This window comes from Brooklawnia propionicigenes, assembly GCF_030297015.1.
GTDB lineage: Bacteria > Actinomycetota > Actinomycetes > Propionibacteriales > Propionibacteriaceae > Brooklawnia > Brooklawnia propionicigenes.
Window position 1 is genome coordinate 3,075,686 of sequence record NZ_AP028056.1, and the last position, 17,585, is coordinate 3,093,270.

The 17,585-nt window shown below is 66.7% G+C and carries 15 protein-coding genes; 10 read left to right on the forward strand and 5 right to left on the reverse strand.

All coding sequences use genetic code 11. The annotated features are described in order from the left end of the window. Positions 1–143: 143 nt before the first annotated feature. Positions 144–2,669 carry an alpha-glucan family phosphorylase gene (gene glgP / locus QUE25_RS14130; protein WP_286266106.1) on the forward strand — a complete coding sequence of 842 codons (2,526 nt, stop codon included), beginning with the start codon at positions 144–146 and terminating at the stop codon, positions 2,667–2,669. Between the two features lie 3 nt (positions 2,670–2,672). Here the strand turns inward: glgP and glgX are convergent, their stop codons facing one another. After that, positions 2,673–4,805 (reverse strand): glycogen debranching protein GlgX, encoded by a 2,133-nt coding sequence (gene glgX, locus QUE25_RS14135; RefSeq protein ID WP_286266109.1) that lies wholly within the window; start codon positions 4,803–4,805, stop codon positions 2,673–2,675. 108 nt (positions 4,806–4,913) lie between these two features. Between glgX and QUE25_RS14140 the strand changes: the two genes are divergently transcribed. The 4 genes from QUE25_RS14140 to QUE25_RS14155 all read left to right on the forward strand — a co-directional run bounded on the left by QUE25_RS14140 (position 4,914) and on the right by QUE25_RS14155 (position 8,495). Continuing rightward, on the forward strand, positions 4,914–6,083 hold the full coding sequence (locus QUE25_RS14140) for a cysteine desulfurase family protein (protein ID WP_286266111.1): 1,170 nt from the start codon (positions 4,914–4,916) through the stop codon (positions 6,081–6,083). 65 nt (positions 6,084–6,148) lie between these two features. Next, positions 6,149–7,240, forward strand: a complete 1,092-nt coding sequence (gene mnmA, locus QUE25_RS14145; RefSeq protein ID WP_286266114.1) for a tRNA 2-thiouridine(34) synthase MnmA — start codon at positions 6,149–6,151, stop codon at positions 7,238–7,240. Further along, positions 7,240–8,235, forward strand: coding sequence for a uroporphyrinogen decarboxylase/cobalamine-independent methonine synthase family protein (locus QUE25_RS14150; protein ID WP_286266115.1), 996 nt, complete (start codon positions 7,240–7,242; stop codon positions 8,233–8,235). The genes mnmA and QUE25_RS14150 overlap by 1 nt, the downstream gene beginning before the upstream one ends. 20 nt (positions 8,236–8,255) lie before the next feature. After that, positions 8,256–8,495 (forward strand): hypothetical protein, encoded by a 240-nt coding sequence (locus tag QUE25_RS14155; protein WP_286268605.1) that lies wholly within the window; start codon positions 8,256–8,258, stop codon positions 8,493–8,495. Positions 8,496–8,525: 30 nt separating this feature from the next. Here QUE25_RS14155 and QUE25_RS14160 read toward each other — a convergent pair whose 3' ends face one another. Continuing rightward, entirely contained in the window at positions 8,526–9,029 is a 504-nt protein-coding gene (locus QUE25_RS14160) for a hypothetical protein (protein ID WP_286266117.1), read from the reverse strand. Positions 9,030–9,045: 16 nt separating this feature from the next. Next, the gene (locus QUE25_RS14165; RefSeq protein WP_286266121.1) at positions 9,046–9,723 is read right to left on the reverse strand and encodes an ACT domain-containing protein; all 678 of its coding nucleotides are present in this window, start codon (positions 9,721–9,723) and stop codon (positions 9,046–9,048) included. 119 nt (positions 9,724–9,842) lie between these two features. On the opposite strand from QUE25_RS14165, the gene QUE25_RS14170 reads away from it, so the two are divergent. The 5 genes from QUE25_RS14170 (at position 9,843) to QUE25_RS14190 (ending at position 15,777) form a co-directional block, all read left to right on the forward strand. Then, complete coding sequence (locus QUE25_RS14170) at positions 9,843–11,258, forward strand: sugar porter family MFS transporter (protein WP_286266122.1); 1,416 nt, start codon at positions 9,843–9,845, stop codon at positions 11,256–11,258. Positions 11,259–11,362: 104 nt separating this feature from the next. Next, entirely contained in the window at positions 11,363–11,659 is a 297-nt protein-coding gene (gene gatC / locus QUE25_RS14175) for an Asp-tRNA(Asn)/Glu-tRNA(Gln) amidotransferase subunit GatC (protein ID WP_286266125.1), read from the forward strand. Beyond that, positions 11,659–13,185: an Asp-tRNA(Asn)/Glu-tRNA(Gln) amidotransferase subunit GatA gene (gene gatA, locus QUE25_RS14180; RefSeq protein ID WP_286266127.1), complete on the forward strand. Its 1,527-nt coding sequence runs from the start codon at positions 11,659–11,661 to the stop codon at positions 13,183–13,185. The genes gatC and gatA overlap by 1 nt, the downstream gene beginning before the upstream one ends. Further along, positions 13,182–14,684 (forward strand): Asp-tRNA(Asn)/Glu-tRNA(Gln) amidotransferase subunit GatB, encoded by a 1,503-nt coding sequence (gatB, locus tag QUE25_RS14185; RefSeq protein ID WP_286266129.1) that lies wholly within the window; start codon positions 13,182–13,184, stop codon positions 14,682–14,684. Before gatA ends, gatB begins: the two co-directional genes overlap by 4 nt. Positions 14,685–14,727: 43 nt before the next feature. Then, positions 14,728–15,777 (forward strand): winged helix DNA-binding domain-containing protein, encoded by a 1,050-nt coding sequence (locus QUE25_RS14190; protein ID WP_286266130.1) that lies wholly within the window; start codon positions 14,728–14,730, stop codon positions 15,775–15,777. Between the two features lie 20 nt (positions 15,778–15,797). Here the strand turns inward: QUE25_RS14190 and QUE25_RS14195 are convergent, their stop codons facing one another. After that, positions 15,798–17,171 (reverse strand): permease prefix domain 1-containing protein, encoded by a 1,374-nt coding sequence (locus QUE25_RS14195; protein ID WP_286266132.1) that lies wholly within the window; start codon positions 17,169–17,171, stop codon positions 15,798–15,800. After that, entirely contained in the window at positions 17,168–17,530 is a 363-nt protein-coding gene (locus QUE25_RS14200; protein WP_286266134.1) for a PadR family transcriptional regulator, read from the reverse strand. Before QUE25_RS14200 ends, QUE25_RS14195 begins: the two co-directional genes overlap by 4 nt. Positions 17,531–17,585: the final 55 nt, after the last annotated feature.

The following is a 17,585-nucleotide window of genomic DNA, read 5'->3' on the forward strand; positions in this document are numbered from 1 at the left end:
AACGCTAGCGGTCCGTCGCCTGGCTAGCGAGTAGATGGGGCAAGACCAGCAGTTTTTATTGAATCTGGGACGTCTCGGCATGCCACAGATGACTCCACTAGCCTGAGCTTGTGCGTGCGATTCGACGATTCATAGTCCAGCCCGTGCTCCCGGAGGCGCTGCGGCCCCTCGGGGACCTTGCGCGTAATCTGCGCTGGAGCTGGCATCCCGACACTCAAGAGGTCTTCCGTGCAGTAGACCCCGACCTTTGGATGAGCACCGGCGGCGATCCGCTCCAGATGCTCTTCCAGGTCAGCCCCGAACGGCTCGACGTGCTTGCGCGTGACCGCCGCTTCGTCCGTAATCTCGAATTGGTCCGCAACGACCTGACCGAGTACCTCACCGGCGAGCGCTGGTACCAGACCTGGGCGGCCAACAACGCGCAGGCTCCGGAGGCTATCGGCTATTTCTCCGCGGAGTTCGGTATCTCCAAGGTCTTGCCGCAGTATTCGGGCGGCCTGGGAATCCTGGCCGGCGATCATCTCAAGGCGGCCTCCGACCTGGGTGTGCCGCTGATCGGTGTCGGCCTGCTCTACCACCACGGCTACTTCATTCAGTCGCTCAACACCTCCGGCTGGCAGCAGGAGCGTTACCCGCTGCTGGACCCGAACGAACTGCCGATCACCTTGCTGACCGACGCCGATGGCTCTCCTGTGATGATCAAGATCGACGTCCAGGGCCTGCTCGTCCATGCGCAGCTGTGGGTCGCCAGCGTGGGACGCGTCCCGCTGGTGCTGATGGACACCAACCTGGAGATCAACAACGAGCGCGAACGGCTGATCACCGACAAGCTTTACGGCGGCGGCACTGACCACCGGCTCGCGCAGGAGGTGCTGCTGGGCATCGGCGGCGTTCGTGCGATCCGGGAGTTCTGTCGGGTGACCGGCCATGCCCTGCCCACGGTCTTCCACGCCAACGAAGGCCACGCGGTCTTCATGGGCCTGGAACGCATCCGCGAGCGGATGATCAACGAGAACGAAACCTTCGATTCGGCGGTGGAGCAGGTCCGCGCTGGCATGCTCTTCACCACTCACACCCCGGTGCCGGCCGGTATCGACCGTTTCGGCATGGACCAGGTGCGTTCGCAGTTCGCCTCGTTCGCTCCGCTGCCGATCGACCGGATCCTGGGCCTGGGGGCCGAGAACTTCCCGGGCGGGGATCCGTCCCGGTTCAATATGGCTGTGATGGGGCTGCGGCTGAGCCAGCGAGCCAATGGCGTGTCCGAATTGCACGGTGAGGTCAGTCGGCAGATGTTCCAGCCGTTGTGGCCCGGATTCGATGTCAGTGAGGTGCCGATCGGATCGGTCACCAACGGCGTTCATGGGCACACCTGGATGCATCCCGAGCTGCAGAAGATCCTCGAGTCGCCGCTTGACGATGCCGAGGGCATCCTGGACGGCTGGGACTGGAATGCGCTGGACCGCGTCGATGACACCGATATCTGGACGTTGAAGCGCCAGATGCGCGGTCAGATGATCTCGATGGCCCGCGAGCGGCTGGCCGCCAGTGCCGCGGCGCGCGGGATGACGTCCGACTGGGTGGCCACAGCGCTCAACCCGCACACGCTGACCATTGGTTTCGCGCGGCGTGGTGCGTCCTACAAGCGTTTGACGCTGATGCTGAGCCAGCCCGACCGGCTCAAGGCGCTGCTCAATGACCCGGAGACCCCGATTCAGATCGTCATCGCCGGCAAGGCGCACCCGGCCGACGACATCGGCAAGGGCCTGATCCAGGAGATGGTGCAGTTCGCCGATCAGGAAGATGTTCGCGGCAAGATCGTTTTCCTGCCCGACTACGACATCTCGCTGGCCAAGCCGCTGTACCCGGGTTGCGACGTCTGGCTGAACAATCCGCTGCGCCCGCTGGAAGCCTGCGGCACCTCGGGTATGAAGGCCGCGATGAACATGGCGTTCAACCTGTCGATTCGTGACGGCTGGTGGGACGAATGGTATGACCCCGAATACGGCTGGGCCATCCCATCGATGGAGCTGCTCGGTAATCAGGCCGAACGGGATGCAGCCGAGGCCGAGGCGCTCTACGAGCTCATCGAACGGGAGATCGTCCCGATGTTCTACACCCGCGACGCCAACGGCATCCCGCTCGCCTGGGTCGCCATGATGCGCTCGACGCTGTCGGGGCTGGGACCGAAGGTGCGGGCTACCCGGATGGTGCGCGACTATGTCACCGAGTACTACGCGCCATCGGCGGCATCGGCGGCACGGGTCGCCGACAATGGCACCGCAGAGGAGTTGGCCGCCTGGAAGCAGAAGGTGCGCGCGGCGTGGCCCGGTGTGGAGGTCGTCCGCGTGGAGTCCCGGCTGCCGGAGACCGTCGAGGTCGGCTCCAGTCACGTCATCGAGGCGACCGTCCGGCTCAATGGGCTGGCGCCGGCCGATGTGGCGGTCGAACTGGTCAGCGGTGAGGTGGATGCCACCGATGAGCTGCGCAATGTGCAGATCAGCCGCTTCGAACTGGCCGCCGGAAGCGACCCCGCGGCCGAGAGCGTGCTGTTCACGCTCACCGATGTGAGCAAGGCTGCCGGTCTGATCGGCTACACCGTCCGCGTGGTGCCTGACAACCCACTGCTGGCGAGCATGGCCGAGATGGGCTTGGCCGCGGTCGCGGAGTAGGCCTCAGCGCTTGCTGCCGCGACTCCGAGTGAGTGACGCGATGGCCCGGCGCAGCGTCTTGGCATCGGAGGGCACTTTGACCTTCATGACCGCGACGGTGCGTCCGGGCAGCGCCATCGAGTCGCCGGGCAGCAGGCTGATCGTGGGCAACTCACCAGGATCAGCGGTGGAGGAGACGATCTTGTAGTCCCAGCCCCACGGCCCGCCCGGCATGACGATCTGGATGGGATGCGCCCCGGAGTAGAACCAGATCAGCATGGCCTCGGTGCGGCTCGACAGGTACATGCCGAGCAACCGGCGCCCATCATCCTGCCAGTCGTGGGCCTGCATCTCGCCGGAATAGCCGTTCATCCAGGCGAGGTTGTAGCGCTGCAGTGACTGGCCGTGCGCGTCGAGAATCTCACTGCGGTACAGGTAGTCGTCGTAGTTCAACAGTCGCGAGTTCGCCCGCAGCTCAGTCAGTTCGCTGGTCAGCTTGGTCAGTTCGGACCACTCCTCGGCCAACTTCCAATCGATCCAGCTGGTGGGGTTGTCCTGACAGTAGGCATTGTTGTTGCCCAACTGGGTGCGGCCCATTTCATCGCCGGCCGTGATCATCGGGACCCCGCGCGACAGCAGCAGAGTCGCTATCAGATTGCGCACCTGGCGGTGGCGCAGCGCGTTGATCTCCTCATCGTCGGTCTCGCCCTCCACCCCACAGTTCCAGGACCGGTTGTCGTCGGAGCCGTCACGATTGTGCTCGCCGTTGGCTTTGTTGTGTTTGTGGTTGTAGCTGACCAGATCGCGCATCGTGAACCCGTCGTGCGCGGTGATGAAGTTGATGCTGGCCGACGGCGGGCGGTCGGATCCGTCGAACAGATCGGCAGAGCCGCTCAGCCGGGTGGCGAGTTCCTGGACGCCGACCGTGCCGCGCCAGTAGTCGCGCATGAAGCCGCGATAGCGGTCGTTCCATTCGCTCCAGCCGCGGCCGAAGCGTCCGACCTGATAGCCGAACGGTCCCATGTCCCAGGGCTCGGCGATCATCTTGATATCGTCGAAGACCGGATCGTCGGCGATCACGCGTTTGAATGGGTGATTCTGGTCGACGTGATGGTGCGAATCACGGACCAGCGTGGTGGCCAGGTCGAACCTGAATCCGTCGACCCCCATCTCGGTGACCCAGTAGCGCATCGAGTCGAGCACCAGCGCCAGCACGGCGGGCTTGGAGGTGTCGAGGGAGTTGCCGCACCCGGTCACGTCGTAGTCACTGCTCAGATCGGCGTGCAGCCGGTAGTAGTCACGATGGTCGATACCGCGGAAGCACAGCGTCGGCCCGTCGATACCGCCCTCGCAGGTGTGGTTGTAGACGACATCGAGAATGACCTCGATGCCCGCTTGGTGCAGCGCCGACACCATCGCCTTGAATTCGTCGACCTGCTCACCGGTGGTTCCGACCGAACAGTAGGCGCCGTGCGGTGCAAAGAAGCCGAGCGTCGAGTAACCCCAGTAGTTGGTCTTGCCGCGCGCGGCAATGGCCGACTCGCTGACGAAGTGGTGTACCGGCAGCAACTCGATGGCCGTGACACCTAGCTGCTTCAGGTGGTCGATCACGGCCGGATAGGCGATCCCGGCATAGGTGCCGCGCAGATGCTCCGGCACCTCGGGGTGAAGCCGGGTGAGGCCTTTGACGTGGGCTTCGTAGATCACCGATTGGCTGAGCGGGCGCCGTTTGGCGATGGGCAGCGGCGGTGGAGTATGGGACACGACGACCGACAGAGGGACGGCCGCGAAGGAATCGCGTTCGTCCATCACGTGTGAGGCGTCCGGCACATGATCGCGCACCGGACCCCGGTAGTCGACGCCGCTGGTGATGGCCCGCGCATACGGGTCCACGAGCAGTTTCGCGGGATTGTCGCGCAGCCCGGCGGAAGGATTCCATTCACCGTAGACGCGGTAGCCGTAGCGCTGCCCGGGCCGCACGTCCAGAACCCGCGCATACCAACTGCCCTCCAGCACCGACATGGGGAAGGTCCGCTGATGCATGTCGGCATCCAGCAATACCAGCTCGACGGCCTTCGCGCGCGGCGCGGGCAAGCGGAACTCGCAACCCTCGCGAGTCAAATGCGCGCCAGGCAAGCCCGTGGCTCGAGCCGGCATATTGGACTCCTCACCCGACTGTTGTCAGCCGCACTCTGTGCGTCCGGGTGTCAGTCAACTACCCTTGGCGCAAGATGCTACAGCGTTAAACCTGAATGATAGGCACTCATGATCGAAATTCGCGACAGACTCACAGCGAAGCCGGTCTATCTTGATCACGCCGCAACCTCGCCACTGCGTCCGGTGAGTCGCGATACGCTCGCCGCCCACGCAGATCTGGTCGGAAACCCGGCGGCACTGCACGGAGCCGGACGCGCGGCGCGGGCGCTGCTCGAGGACGCTCGCGAGGAACTGGCCGCTTTGCTGGGCGCGCGGCCCGACGAGGTGATCTTCACCTCCGGCGGCAGCGAAGCGGACGCGGCAGCGGTATCGGGGTCGGCGACCCGCTGGGCGGCTGATCGTCCCGGAATCGTGATCAGCGGGTTCGAGCATCCTGCCGTCCAGTCGGCTCAGGCCCTGCTGGGGCCGCGGGTGCAGCAGATCGGGTTGGACGAGGGTGGCCACGTGATCATCGATGACGCGATCCGGTTGCTGGCCGGCCACCCGGCCGGCCTGGTCGGCTTGGCCAGCGTGATGCTGGTGAACAACGAGGTCGGCACCGTCCAACCGGTGGCCGACATTGCCGAAGTTACGCACCGAGCGGGCGGCTGGTTCCATACCGACGCGGTGCAGGCCTTCGGTCACTACCCGGTGAATTTCGCCGAGCTGGACGTCGACCTGCTGTCGGTGTCGGCACACAAGATCGGTGGTCCGGTCGGTATCGGAGCCCTGCTGGTGCGCCGGGGGCTTTCACTGCCGCCCTACGGGCTGGGCGGCAAGCAGGAGGGTGGGATCCGTTCGGGGACTCAACCCACGGTGCTTGCGGTGGGCTTCGCAGCGGCCGCGCGCCAGACGGTCGACGGGCGGTCGCAGGAGAGCGAGCGGCTGGCCGGGCTGAAAGCGCAGATCGTCGCAGCTGCCCAGCAGATTCCCGGCGCCCGGCTGAACGGGACTGGACCGGCGTCTCCTGCGATCATCAATATCGGTTTCGCGGGCGCCTCTGCCGACGATGTCACGTTCTTGCTCGACCAGCAGCAGATCTGGTGCTCCACGGGCTCGGCGTGCCGGGCCGGCGTCCATGGCCCCAGTGAGGTGCTGCTGGCCATGGGACGAGATGACCGGGCCGCCCGCGAAGGGGTTCGCATCAGCCTCGGCTGGACGACGACGCAAGCCGATGTAGATCGGCTGATCGCCGAGCTGCCCGCTGCTGTCGCCGGGGCCCGCCGGGTGCCGCGCTGAGCGGCGGATTGCGACCGAACCTAGACTGGTTGAGGCGTAAAGCGAAGCAGCGAAGGAGATATCAGATGCGGGTGTTGTCGGCCATGTCGGGTGGCGTCGATTCGTCGGTTGCCACCGCGAGGCTGATCGCCGCCGGCCACCAGGTCACCGGTGTGCATCTGGCGTTGTCGCGCACCCCGCTCGCCCAGCGGGTCGGCTCGCGTGGGTGCTGTTCGCTGGCCGATGTGCATGACGCCCGCCGGGTTGCCGACAGGCTGGGTATCGATTTCTATGTCTGGGATTTTTCGGAGCGCTTCGCCGACGATGTGATCGGCGATTTTCTGGACGAGTACGCCGCCGGACGCACGCCCAACCCGTGCCTTCGGTGCAATGAGCGGATCAAGTTCGCGGCACTGCTCGCCAAGGGTCTTGCGCTGGGCTACGACGCGGTCGCCACCGGTCATTACGCCCGGCTGATCGACGGGGATCACGGGCTCGAGCTGTGGCGCTCGCGCGATCCGGGCAAGGATCAGTCCTATGTGCTGGGGGTGCTCGACCAGTACCAGCTCGCCCATTCGCTGTTCCCCCTGGGCGACTCACTGAAGTCACAGGTGCGTGCCGAGGCTGCCGGACTCGGCCTGGCGGTGGCCGACAAGCCCGACTCCAACGACATCTGCTTCATCCCCGATGGCAACACCGCAGGCTTCCTGGCCGAGAAGCTGGGGGATGCGCCCGGGGTCATCGTCGATGCCGACGGGCGCCGGCTCGGCGAGCATCAGGGCACGTTCCGCTACACCATCGGTCAGCGCAAGGGCCTGAACCTGGGTATCCCGGCCGCCGACGGACGCCCCCGTTACGTCATCGGGCTGGACCCCGCGTCCCGGCAGGTGACGGTCGGCTCCGCCGAGGACCTGGCGGTCGATGAACTGAGAGGTATCCGGCCGACCTGGACCGGTAGCGCCCCCCGTGGACGCTGGCGTGGCAAGGTGCAGGTCAGAGCTCACGGCGAGCCGCGTGATGGGTGGATCAGCATGGAGGACGAGCAGATCGTGATGCGTCTGGACGAGGGGTACCGAGGGGTGGCACCCGGCCAGTATGCGGTCTGCTACGACGGCGACCGGGTGATCGGCAGTTCGGTCATCAGTTCGGCCGTCCGCTCCGCCAACAGGGCGGCCTGATGATCATCACTGCGCTGGGCTCCATGCCCGGACGCGATTTCCGGGAGTCCACCCGGATCGTCGCCGATCTGCTGCCCGATCTGCTGGCCTGGCCCGAACTGCCCGCCAGGGACGCGTCCTCGGCGATGATCGGGCGAACCCTCGGGCTGCTCGAACAACCCTGCGAGTTGACCGCCGACGGCTGGCGATTGGCCGCCCGCGCCGATGCGGCGCAGCGGCGCGCCCAACGCTGGTGGAGCAGCGACCTGGACGACATCGAAGAACTCACCCAGGACTACGGCGGTGCGCTGAAGGTTGCGCTGGCCGGCCCCTGGACGCTGGCCACGTCGGTGCGGCTCGCTCATCCGACCATGACCCACGTTCTTGCCGACGAGGGGGCCTGCCGCGATCTCACGCAGGCGCTCGCCGAGGCGGTGGCGCAGCTGGCCTCCCGGCTGGTGGCGCGGTTGGGACGGCAGCTCATCGTCCAGCTCGACGAGCCGGTCATCGGGGCGGTGCTGGGCGGCACACTGCCGACCTTCTCGGGGCTGCACCGCTATCCAGTGCCCGACCGCGGCGTGGTGACCAGCAGCTGGCGCCAGATCGTCTCCGCGGTGCACGCCGTCGAGGGCGTCGACGGCGTCTGGATTCACAGCTGCGGCCAGGGTCTGCCGGTCGACATGGCGGGCAGGGCCGGGTTCACCGGGCTTTCGCTGGATGCTCGCTATCTCGGCACCGCGGAGCTGGACGCCTGTGGCAACTGGATCAGCGACGGAGGCACCCTTGCCCTGGGTATCGCCCGCACCGATGAGGTTCGGGTGCCCTCGGCCGACGAATTGACCACCGCGACGGTGCGCATCCTGCGGGCCTTCGAGATGCCGCCGGAGGTGCTCGGCCCCCAGGTCGTGCTGACCCCGGCCTGTGGACTGGCAGGCTGGCCGGTCGCGTCGGCCGCGCGGCTGCTGACCAATCTGCAGCAGGCCGGTGGGCTCGTCACCGAACAACTTGCCGGCTGACGCCCAGTACCATCGACACCATGCGGTTCAAGTCCATCGTGAACAGGCTGAGCGTCATCTTCAGCGACCTCAACCTCAACTCCGACATCCCGGTGCGGGTGCAGCCGAAGGTGGGCGAGTGGGGGCCGCAGCGCGTCCCGACCACCAAACAGAAGAAGCGTGTCCGCTTCACCGTCACCGGGATCTTCTCGGCGGTCGTGGTCGCGCTGTTCCTGCTGGGCAACTACTTCTACAAGATCCTGATGGGGATCACGGCCTGAGACCGGCCGGTCGGCGCGATGCGGCCGAGCTCACGAGAACCGCTGGAAGACCCCGGTGACGGCGAGCCCGACCACCACATAGCGGGTGATGAAGCCCAGCGTCATGAAGATCGAGAAGACGGCGAAGTTCGCCTTGGTGGTCGCCGCCAGGATCGTGGTGGGATAGTTCGGGGGTACGCTGACCGATCCGGACAAGAAGACGCCCAGCGGCCCCCAGCGCGGATGCTCGACCAGTGCGATTCCCCACCTCATCACACGAGACCAGCGGTAGCGCCAGGTTCCCGGTTGGGGTTCGGGACGCGACAGCAGCTTGCGATGCAGCACCGGCAGCCGCTTGGCCTGCCGGACGACCTGAAAGAGGATCATCTTGCCCACACCCTGGCCGAGCCCCAGGCAGATGCCCGCTTCGACCGGGCCGATGAGATGGGTGGCGATCGCGGCGACGACGAACGCCTCGCCGTTGATCACCGGGATGAGCGAGCCCAGTAGGCCGTAGCCGAACGCCAGTAGCAGTTGCCACCAGACATTGCTCATGCCACCAGCATGTCAGCTATTCGTCCGCAGGATGGGTTGGCGGGCCGGCCAGTCCGCCGTCGGCGACCGAACCCCTGGTGAGCCGGACGAGATGGTGCAGCCGGTAGAGCTCGGATTCGAGGAAGTCGGGTCCGCCGTGCCGGGCAGCCACCAGCAGACGGTCCTTGCCGGCAGGTATGACCGCCAGCGCGACCGAACCCCAGCCCGGCAGCCAGGCCTCCGACATCTCCGAGAAATGCTCGGTGGTGAACGGCTCGAGGGCGGCGATCTGATCGGCACCCAGCTGCGGCGCATTCTCGGTGCCCATCAAGATCTTCTGCTCCTGGACCCCGACCACCGCAGCCCACTGGGCATGGAAGACCTGGGGAACCCGCTCCAGCAAGACCTCGAGGGCGCGGTCGCGATTGTCGCCGATCTCGCTGGCAATGGCGACGTCCGACTCGATGCCATAGCCGTCGGGGTACCGGGAAAGCCACAGCACCTGCACACCTTCGAGTTGCAGGCAGGCCGACACGAGGTCCTCGGGCAGCGTGTCCGAGGACAACTGCAGCAGAAAATCGTCGATGACGGTCTGCGATGAAGCCTTGTCGACGACCTCGATCAGATGGATATCCGCACCCACCGACCCGATAGCGGTGGCCACCTGACCGAGAGCACCGGAGCGATCAGGCATCTGGATTCGAAGCAAGAACATGGTATCAGTCTGCCAACCGGCCAAACCGGCCACGAATCGGACGTGTTTCGATCACATGACATTGCATCTACTATGTTGCAGCGGAGCCACCAGGGCTTTCAGCTAGGAGGAACGGTCGGATGTCGACGGCCAGAAGCAGTTCTATCATTCGTCCGCTACCGATCTGGGCGGTCGCGCTGATCGCGACGCTGGGCAGCCTGCTGTTCGGCTACGACACCGGTGTGATCTCCGGCGCGCTGCCATTCATGGCTCATCCCGTCGACCAGGGCGGCCTCGGCCTGAGCGATGTCGCAGAGGGCATCATCACCGCTGCGCTGCCGATCGGTGCCGCCTTCGGTTCGGTCTTCGGCGGCAACCTGTCCGACCGTTACGGACGCCGCCGCATGCTGCTGTGGCTGGCGATCATCTTCTTCGTCGGCGCCGTCGGCGCCGCGTTGTCGCCGACCGTGCACTTCCTGGCGTTCTTCCGGGTCGTGCTGGGTCTGGCCGTGGGCGGTGCGTCCACGACCGTGCCCGTTTACCTGGCCGAGGTTTCACCGGCCGAGCGGCGCGGCTCGATCGTGGCGGTCGATCAGGTCATGATCGTCACCGGGCAGCTGCTGGCCTACACCAACAACGCGCTCATTGCGCACCTGTACGGCGAATCGTCGTCGTGGCGGTGGATGCTGCTGCTCGCCTCGATCCCAGCTATCGGCTTGTGGGTCGGCATGCGGTTGATGCCGGAATCGCCGCGCTGGTACGTCGCGCAGAACCGCGAGGCCGATGCTCGCCGCTCGCTGGAACGGGTCGCTGCGGAGCATGTCGACGCTCAGATCGATGAGATCCGCTCGACGATCGACAAGAGCGACTCGCAGGAATCTCTCGGCTGGGCCGCGCTGCGCCGGCCCTGGGTGCTGCGGATCGTGGTGATCGGTATGGGTTTGTCGGTGATCCAGCAGATCACCGGCGTGAACGCGATCATGTACTACGCGCCGCGCATTCTGGAATCGACGGGCATCGGGACCAACGCCGCACTGACCGCGACCATCGCCAACGGTGTCATCAGCGTGCTGGCGGCGCTGGTCGGCCTGCTGCTGGTGCGCCGGCTGCCGCGCAAGAAGCTGCTGGCCCTGGGCCAGTCGCTGATCATCTTCTCGCTGCTCGGCATCGGCGTGATCTCCCTTGTCACCGACGGGCAGGGAGCCACCTGGCTGGTGCTGGCGCTGATGCTGGTCTTCCTCACCGGCCAGCAGGGCGCGGTCTCCCCGGTGACCTGGGTGATGATCTCGGAGGTCTTCCCGCTGCGCATTCGCGGGCTGGGCGTCGGCCTGTCGGTGCTGGTGCAGTGGCTGGCCAATGCACTGATCACCTTCAGCTTCCCGGTGCTGCTCGGCCTGGTCGGTCTCGGCCCGGTCTTCATGACCTTCGCGGTGCTCAATGTGGTCGCCCTGGTGCTGGCCGCCCGGAAGCTGCCGGAAACCTCGAACCGGACCCTGGAGGAGATCGAGCAGCTGATGGCCGCCCGCGTGGAGATGCCTGCGGCCGAGGCGTCTTGAGCGCGACCGCGGGACGACGCTCTAAGATGTGTCGGTAGCCGGCGACCACCCGGGCCGCCCGGCCGCCACCAGACGGTGGTGCTGACCGAACAACAGGAGTGCTCGTGGCTTTGACCGCGCAGGACGTCGCGAGGCTGGCCGATCTGGCCCGCATCGAACTGACTGAGGAGGAACTGGCCCGGCTGGCTCCGCAACTGGATGTGATTCTGACCTCGGTGGCCAGTGTTGCCGAGGTCGCTGAGGCGGACGTGCCACCGATGTCGCATGCAGTACCTCTGGTCAACGTCTTCCGGGAGGACCAGGTGCGTCCGAGTTTCCCGGCCTCTGCCATGCTGGCGGCAGCGCCGGCCGTCGAGGACGGTCAGTTCCGCGTCCCGCGCATCTTGGATCTGGAGCAGTGATGGCGTCCACGATCACCCAGACCGCAGCCGAACTCGGCCGCCGGATCGCCGCCGGGGAACAAAGCTCCGAAGAGATCACCCGCGAGTGTCTTGATCGCATCGAACAGGTGGACGCCGACGTTCACGCCTTCTTGGCCGTCGATGCCGAGCGCGCCCTGCAACAGGCACGCGCGGTGGACGCCAGGATCGCGGCCGGCGAGAAGCTGGGCCCCCTGGCAGGAGTGCCGATCGGGGTCAAAGACCTCTTCTGCTATCAGGGGCTGCCCACGACGGCCGGCTCGCGCATTCTGCAGGGCTGGATTCCGCCGTACAACGCCACGGTCGTCGACCGGCTGCTTGCCGCCGGCCTGGTGATCCTCGGCAAGACGAATCTGGACGAGTTCGCGATGGGTTCCTCGACCGAGACCTCCGCCTACGGTCCGACCCGCAATCCGTGGGATCTGGAGCGGATCCCGGGTGGCTCGGGCGGCGGTTCGGCGGCGTGCCTGGCGGCCTTCGAGGCTCCGCTGGCGATCGGCACCGATACCGGCGGTTCGATCCGCCAGCCGGCCTCGATCACCGGAACGGTCGGCGTCAAGCCCACCTATGGCGGCGTCTCCCGCTACGGCGTGATCGCGATGGCCTCGTCGCTCGACCAGCCCGGACCGTGCGCTCGTACCGTGCTCGACGCGGCGCTGCTGCACGAGGTCATGGGCGGCCACGACCCTGCGGATTCCACCTCGATCAATGCGCCGCTGCCGGGCATGGCGGCCGCGGCCCGCAAGGCCGATGTCAAGGGCCTGCGCATCGGCGTCGTCCGCGAGCTCGGTGGTGAAGGATATGCGCCTGGGGTGGAGCAGCGCTTCTCCGAGGCTGTCGACCTGCTGTCGAGTCTGGGCGCCGAGATCGTCGAGGTCAGCTGCCCGCATTTCGTGCACGCGCTGGCCGCCTACTACCTGATCATGCCCGCCGAAGTGTCCTCCAATCTGTCGCGCTACGACGGCATGCGGTACGGCCTGCGGGCCGGGGACGACGGGTCGGCGTCCACCGAACAGGTGATGCGGCTGAGCCGCGCCGCCGGATTCGGCGACGAGGCGAAGCGGCGCATCATCATCGGTACCTATGCGCTGTCGGCCGGCTACTACGACGCCTACTACGGGTCGGCGCAGAAAGTGCGCACCCTGATCGCGCGGGACTTCACGTCCGCCTTCGAGCAGTGCGACGTGCTCGTCTCACCGACGGCGCCCACCACCGCATTCAAGATCGGTGAGCGGCTCAACGACCCGGTGGCGATGTACAAGTCGGATCTGTGCACCATTCCGGCCAACCTGGGAGGCATCAGCGCGGCGAGCTTCCCGATCGGGCTGGCTCCCGGCGACGGGCTGCCGGTTGGCCTTCAGACGATGGCTCCAGCGATGGCCGACGATCGCTGCTATCTGGTGGGCGGTGCCCTGGAGGCAGCGCTGAACGACCGATGGGGCGGCCCATTGCTTTCCCGGATTCCCGACATTGGGCAGCGGGCGGCTCACCAGGAGGATGCGCGATGAGTGTGTACGCCAGCGATGAGCTGATGGACTACGACCAGGCGCTGGAGCGCTTCGATGTGGTGCTCGGCCTCGAAGTGCACGTCGAACTCAGCACCGCGTCCAAGATGTGGTGCGGCTGCACGACCGAGTTCGGCGGCGAGCCGAACACCCACACCTGTCCGGTCTGCCTGGGGCTGCCCGGCTCGCTGCCGGTGGTCAACAAGAAGGCGATCGAATCGGCGATCCGGATCGGGCTCAGCCTGGGCTGCGATATCGCCGGCTGGAGCCGGTTCGCCCGCAAGAACTACTTCTATCCCGACATGCCCAAGGACTACCAGGTCTCCCAGTACGACGAGCCGCTGTGCGTCGACGGCGAGGTCACCGTCGAGGTCGACGGCCAGGAGTACGTGATCCCGATCGAGCGGGTGCACATGGAAGAGGACGCCGGCAAGAACACCCACGTCGGTGGCGCGGGACGTATCCAGGGCGCCGGTCACTCGCTGGTCGACTACAACCGCGCTGGGGTCCCGCTGATGGAGATCGTCACCCGGCCGGTCCTCGGCACCGGGACGAAGGGTCCCGAAGTGGCGCGGGCGTACATGGAGTACCTACGCGAGATGATGCGCGCGCTGGGGGTTTCGGAAGCGAAGATGGAACGCGGCAATATGCGCTGCGACGCCAACATCTCGCTCATGCCGAAGGGCTCGACCCGGCTGGGCACCCGCACCGAGACGAAGAATGTGAACTCGCTGAAGTCGGTCGAGGGCGCGCTGCGCTACGAAATCTGCCGGCAGGCCGCGGTGCTGGCGGCCGGTGGCCGCGTGCACCAGGAAACCCGGATGTGGAATGAGGGTGGCTACACCACCGCCGGACGCTCGAAGGAACAGGCGGAGGACTACCGGTATTTCCCGGAGCCCGATCTGGTCCCGGTGGCGCCCAGCCGTGAATGGGTGGAAGAATTGCGCGCCACCCTGCCCGAGCCGCCGGCCCAGCGCCGGGCCCGGCTGCAGGCCGAATGGGGCTTCACCGACCTCGAGATGCGCGATATCAACGGCGTCGAAGGCGCGCTGGACCTCATCGGGGCCACCGTCGAAGCGGGTGCTCCGGCAGCGGCAGCCCGCAAGTGGTGGGTCAGCGAGCTGGCTCGCCGCGCGAACGAGGCGGGGGTGGCGCTGGACGAGATGGGTATGGCGCCCACCCAGGTCGCCGCGTTGCAGGCGCTGGTGGACGACGGCACCCTGACCGACAAGCTGGCCCGCCAGGTGATCGACGGTGTGCTGGCCGGTGAGGGTGAGCCGGCCGAGGTGGTGGCTGCCCGCGGGCTGGCCGTGGTGAGCGATGACGGGGCACTGTCTGCTGCGGTCGATGCCGCGATTGCGGCCAATCCCGCCGTGGCACAGAAGATCCGCGACGGCAAGGTGCAGGCCGCCGGCGCGCTGATCGGCGCGGTCATGAAGGCCATGAGGGGCCAGGCGGACGCCGCGCGTGTCCGCGAACTGATTCTCGACAAGCTCGGCTGATCCCGGGCCGTCCGGCAGCGCAACGAGGATGGATGTCCGGCGAGTGCTCGAGCAGCGGTTGGCCACCCAGCATCTGACGGGAGCGGCCAGCACCGTTGCGGGCTACGTGAGCGAGGCCCTGGCCGTGCAGTCCCAGGATCCGGGGACAGCTCGCTGGTCGATCGGCATGCGCACCGGGCTGGACGATGCAGGGGTCCGGGCGTCGATCGACGCCGGGGTGATCGTCCGGGCCCATGTGCTGCGTCCGACCTGGCATTACGTCCATCGCGACGACCTGCGCTGGTTGCAGCGGCTGACCGGCGAGAAGGTGGCGTCCTCGATGCCGGCCAGGCATCGACAGCTCGGCGTGGACCACGATCTGGTGGATCGCGGGTTCGAGGTTCTGCAGCGCGAGCTCGCGGGCCGCAATCACCTCACCCGCAAGCAGCTGGCACCGCTGTTGCCGGCCACCGGGGCTCCGCACGGGCAGGTGGTGGGCCATCTGCTGATGCTGGCCGAACTGCGCGGGCTGATCTGTTCCGGGCCGCTGGTCGGTACCGAGCACAGCTACGCCCTGGTGGACGAGGTCCTCGAGCCTGATCGGGCGCAATTCGACGCGCAGGATGCCACCCGCGAGCTCGTCCGGCGATTCTTCACCTGGCATGGTCCGGCGAGCGTTCGTGATCTGGCGCGCTGGTGCACGCTGACACTCGGCCAGATCCGCGCGGTGATCGGAGACCTCGGATTGACCTCGATCAGCGTCGATGAGACCGAGCTGTGGTACGCGCCCGAGCGGGCCGCTGACGGTGCCGGGTGGGACGACGGCAGCGGCAGGGCATTTCTGCTGCCCACCTTCGACGAGGTCTTCCTGAGCTACCTCAAGCCGAACTTCCCGCGCAGTCGCGGGCACCCGGCTGGGGACGCCCGAGTGCAGTTCAGCGAGGCCGGGGGAGGCCTGGTGGTGATCGATGCCACCGATGCCGGCACCTGGAAGAGGAGCCTGACCAAGGCAAGAGCGAGCGTCCGGCTGAACATCGATGGCGACCTGGACCCCGAGGCCTACCGGCTGGTGGCCGATGAGACAGACCGTCTGACGGCATTCACCGGCAGCTGAGGTCGCTCGGTCCGGGCCGATCAGGCGAAGCCGAAGACCGGGGGAACGACCAGCACGACGAATCCCGCCCAGATCAGGTAGGCGGGCAGGAAGCGGGTCTGCCAGCCGCACAGCTGGGCGAACGGACGCCGGCCGGCACAAAAACCGCCGCCGAGCACGGCCGACCAGGCCAACTGGACCAGCAACAAGACGTTGAGTCCGAGCGCCACCACCTTGTTGGGGCTGGCCCCGAACTCCGCGATGCGGCTCGCCATCGCGGTCATGGCCACCGCGTCAACCGCAAGCGCCGCGACGAGCACTGCGACCAGCAGGCCGTCGAAGAACTGCGGTGGTGCCAACGGGTCGCGGGCCGAGATGGAGTAGAGCAGCAGGCACAGCACGAGCAGCAGGATCGCGTCCATCACGATGAGCAGTGTCCGGTCGGCTTCGACGAGGCTACCGGCACGGATCAGCGCAACCAGGCAGGCCACCAGCATCATGAGGGTGAGCGGCGTGAAGACCTTGGTCAGTACCGGCGCGATATTCTCCACGACGTTCTGTTTGGCTTCGACCAGCCAGCCCGCGACGACCAGCGCGCCGGGGACCGCCAAGGGCAGCAGCCAGTCCGCCATGACGGACTCGATGACCCCGGACGGCACCTCGGCCAGTCCGAACACCGTCGCCAGCAAGCCCAGCAGCACTCCACCGCCGAGCGCCAGCAGGGTGAAGTAGATCGCGAGTTCACCGCTGAAGCGGACGAAGTCCATCCGGCGATCCTGCGATCGCCATCGGCCCCCGACATAGACCAGGCCGACCGCACCCCACGCGACGACCGGCGTGTGCAAGGCGGCGATGATCATCGTCGATCCGCCGGCATCGAAGGGGTAGACATTGATTGCGATGGCCGGCACGACGAAGATCGCCGCAGTGACCGCGATCGCCGGCCCCGACAAGCGGCGCTTCCAGCCGAGGTAGCCGGCCACGAACGGCAGGACGATCAGTGCTGCATTGAGGGCGAAGGATGTCGCGCTGAGCAGCTGAAGGCCGGCCTTCGTCGCCAGGCCGGCCGCCATGGCCACGACCAACATGACGGCCAGTTCGCGGCTGGTGCGGGTGCTCCCGGCAGGGGAGGAGGAGACCAGCACGAGTTGCTTCCAGAGCCGATCGGAGTGTTCCCGGGCGAACTCCTGCGAGACCGCGTCCAGGCTGCCCATGCGCTTGACCGCGACCAGGAACGACTCCTCGTCGTCCAGGCCGGCAGCGCTCAACTCATCGATTCGTTCGCGTAGGTGATCTTCCATCTCGTCGACGTCGGCCGCCGAGATAGCTTCGCGGCGCCGTACGTAGCGGCGCCACTGCGCGATCTGGGCCTCGAGGCCTTCATGCGGGTCGGGCTGAAGCTCGTCGACGGTCATGCCCACTCCTCGATGATGCGGTCCGGCTGCTGGGTGCTGCGCCAGACCTGTGCCAAAGCGTCTGCGACAACGGTCCACTGCTCCTGGCGTTCGACGAGTGCGGCTCGTCCGGCGGAGGTGATGGCGTAATGCTTGCGTTTGCGTCCGATATCGGAAGTGCCCCACGACGACTCGACTAGGCCGAGGCGCTCGAGCCGGTGCAGCAGGGGATAGAGCATGCCGTCGGTCCAGTGCATCTGACCTCCGGACAGTTCATTGACCCGTTTGAGGATCGCGTAGCCGTATGATTCGCCGTCGGCGAGTATTCCCAGGACGAGCGGCGTCGCCGAGGCGGCCACCAGGTCCTTGTCGATATGCATAGCGCCCCTATCCCTAGGTCCTCTATGTATGGCACTCTACTCCATCTGAATGACC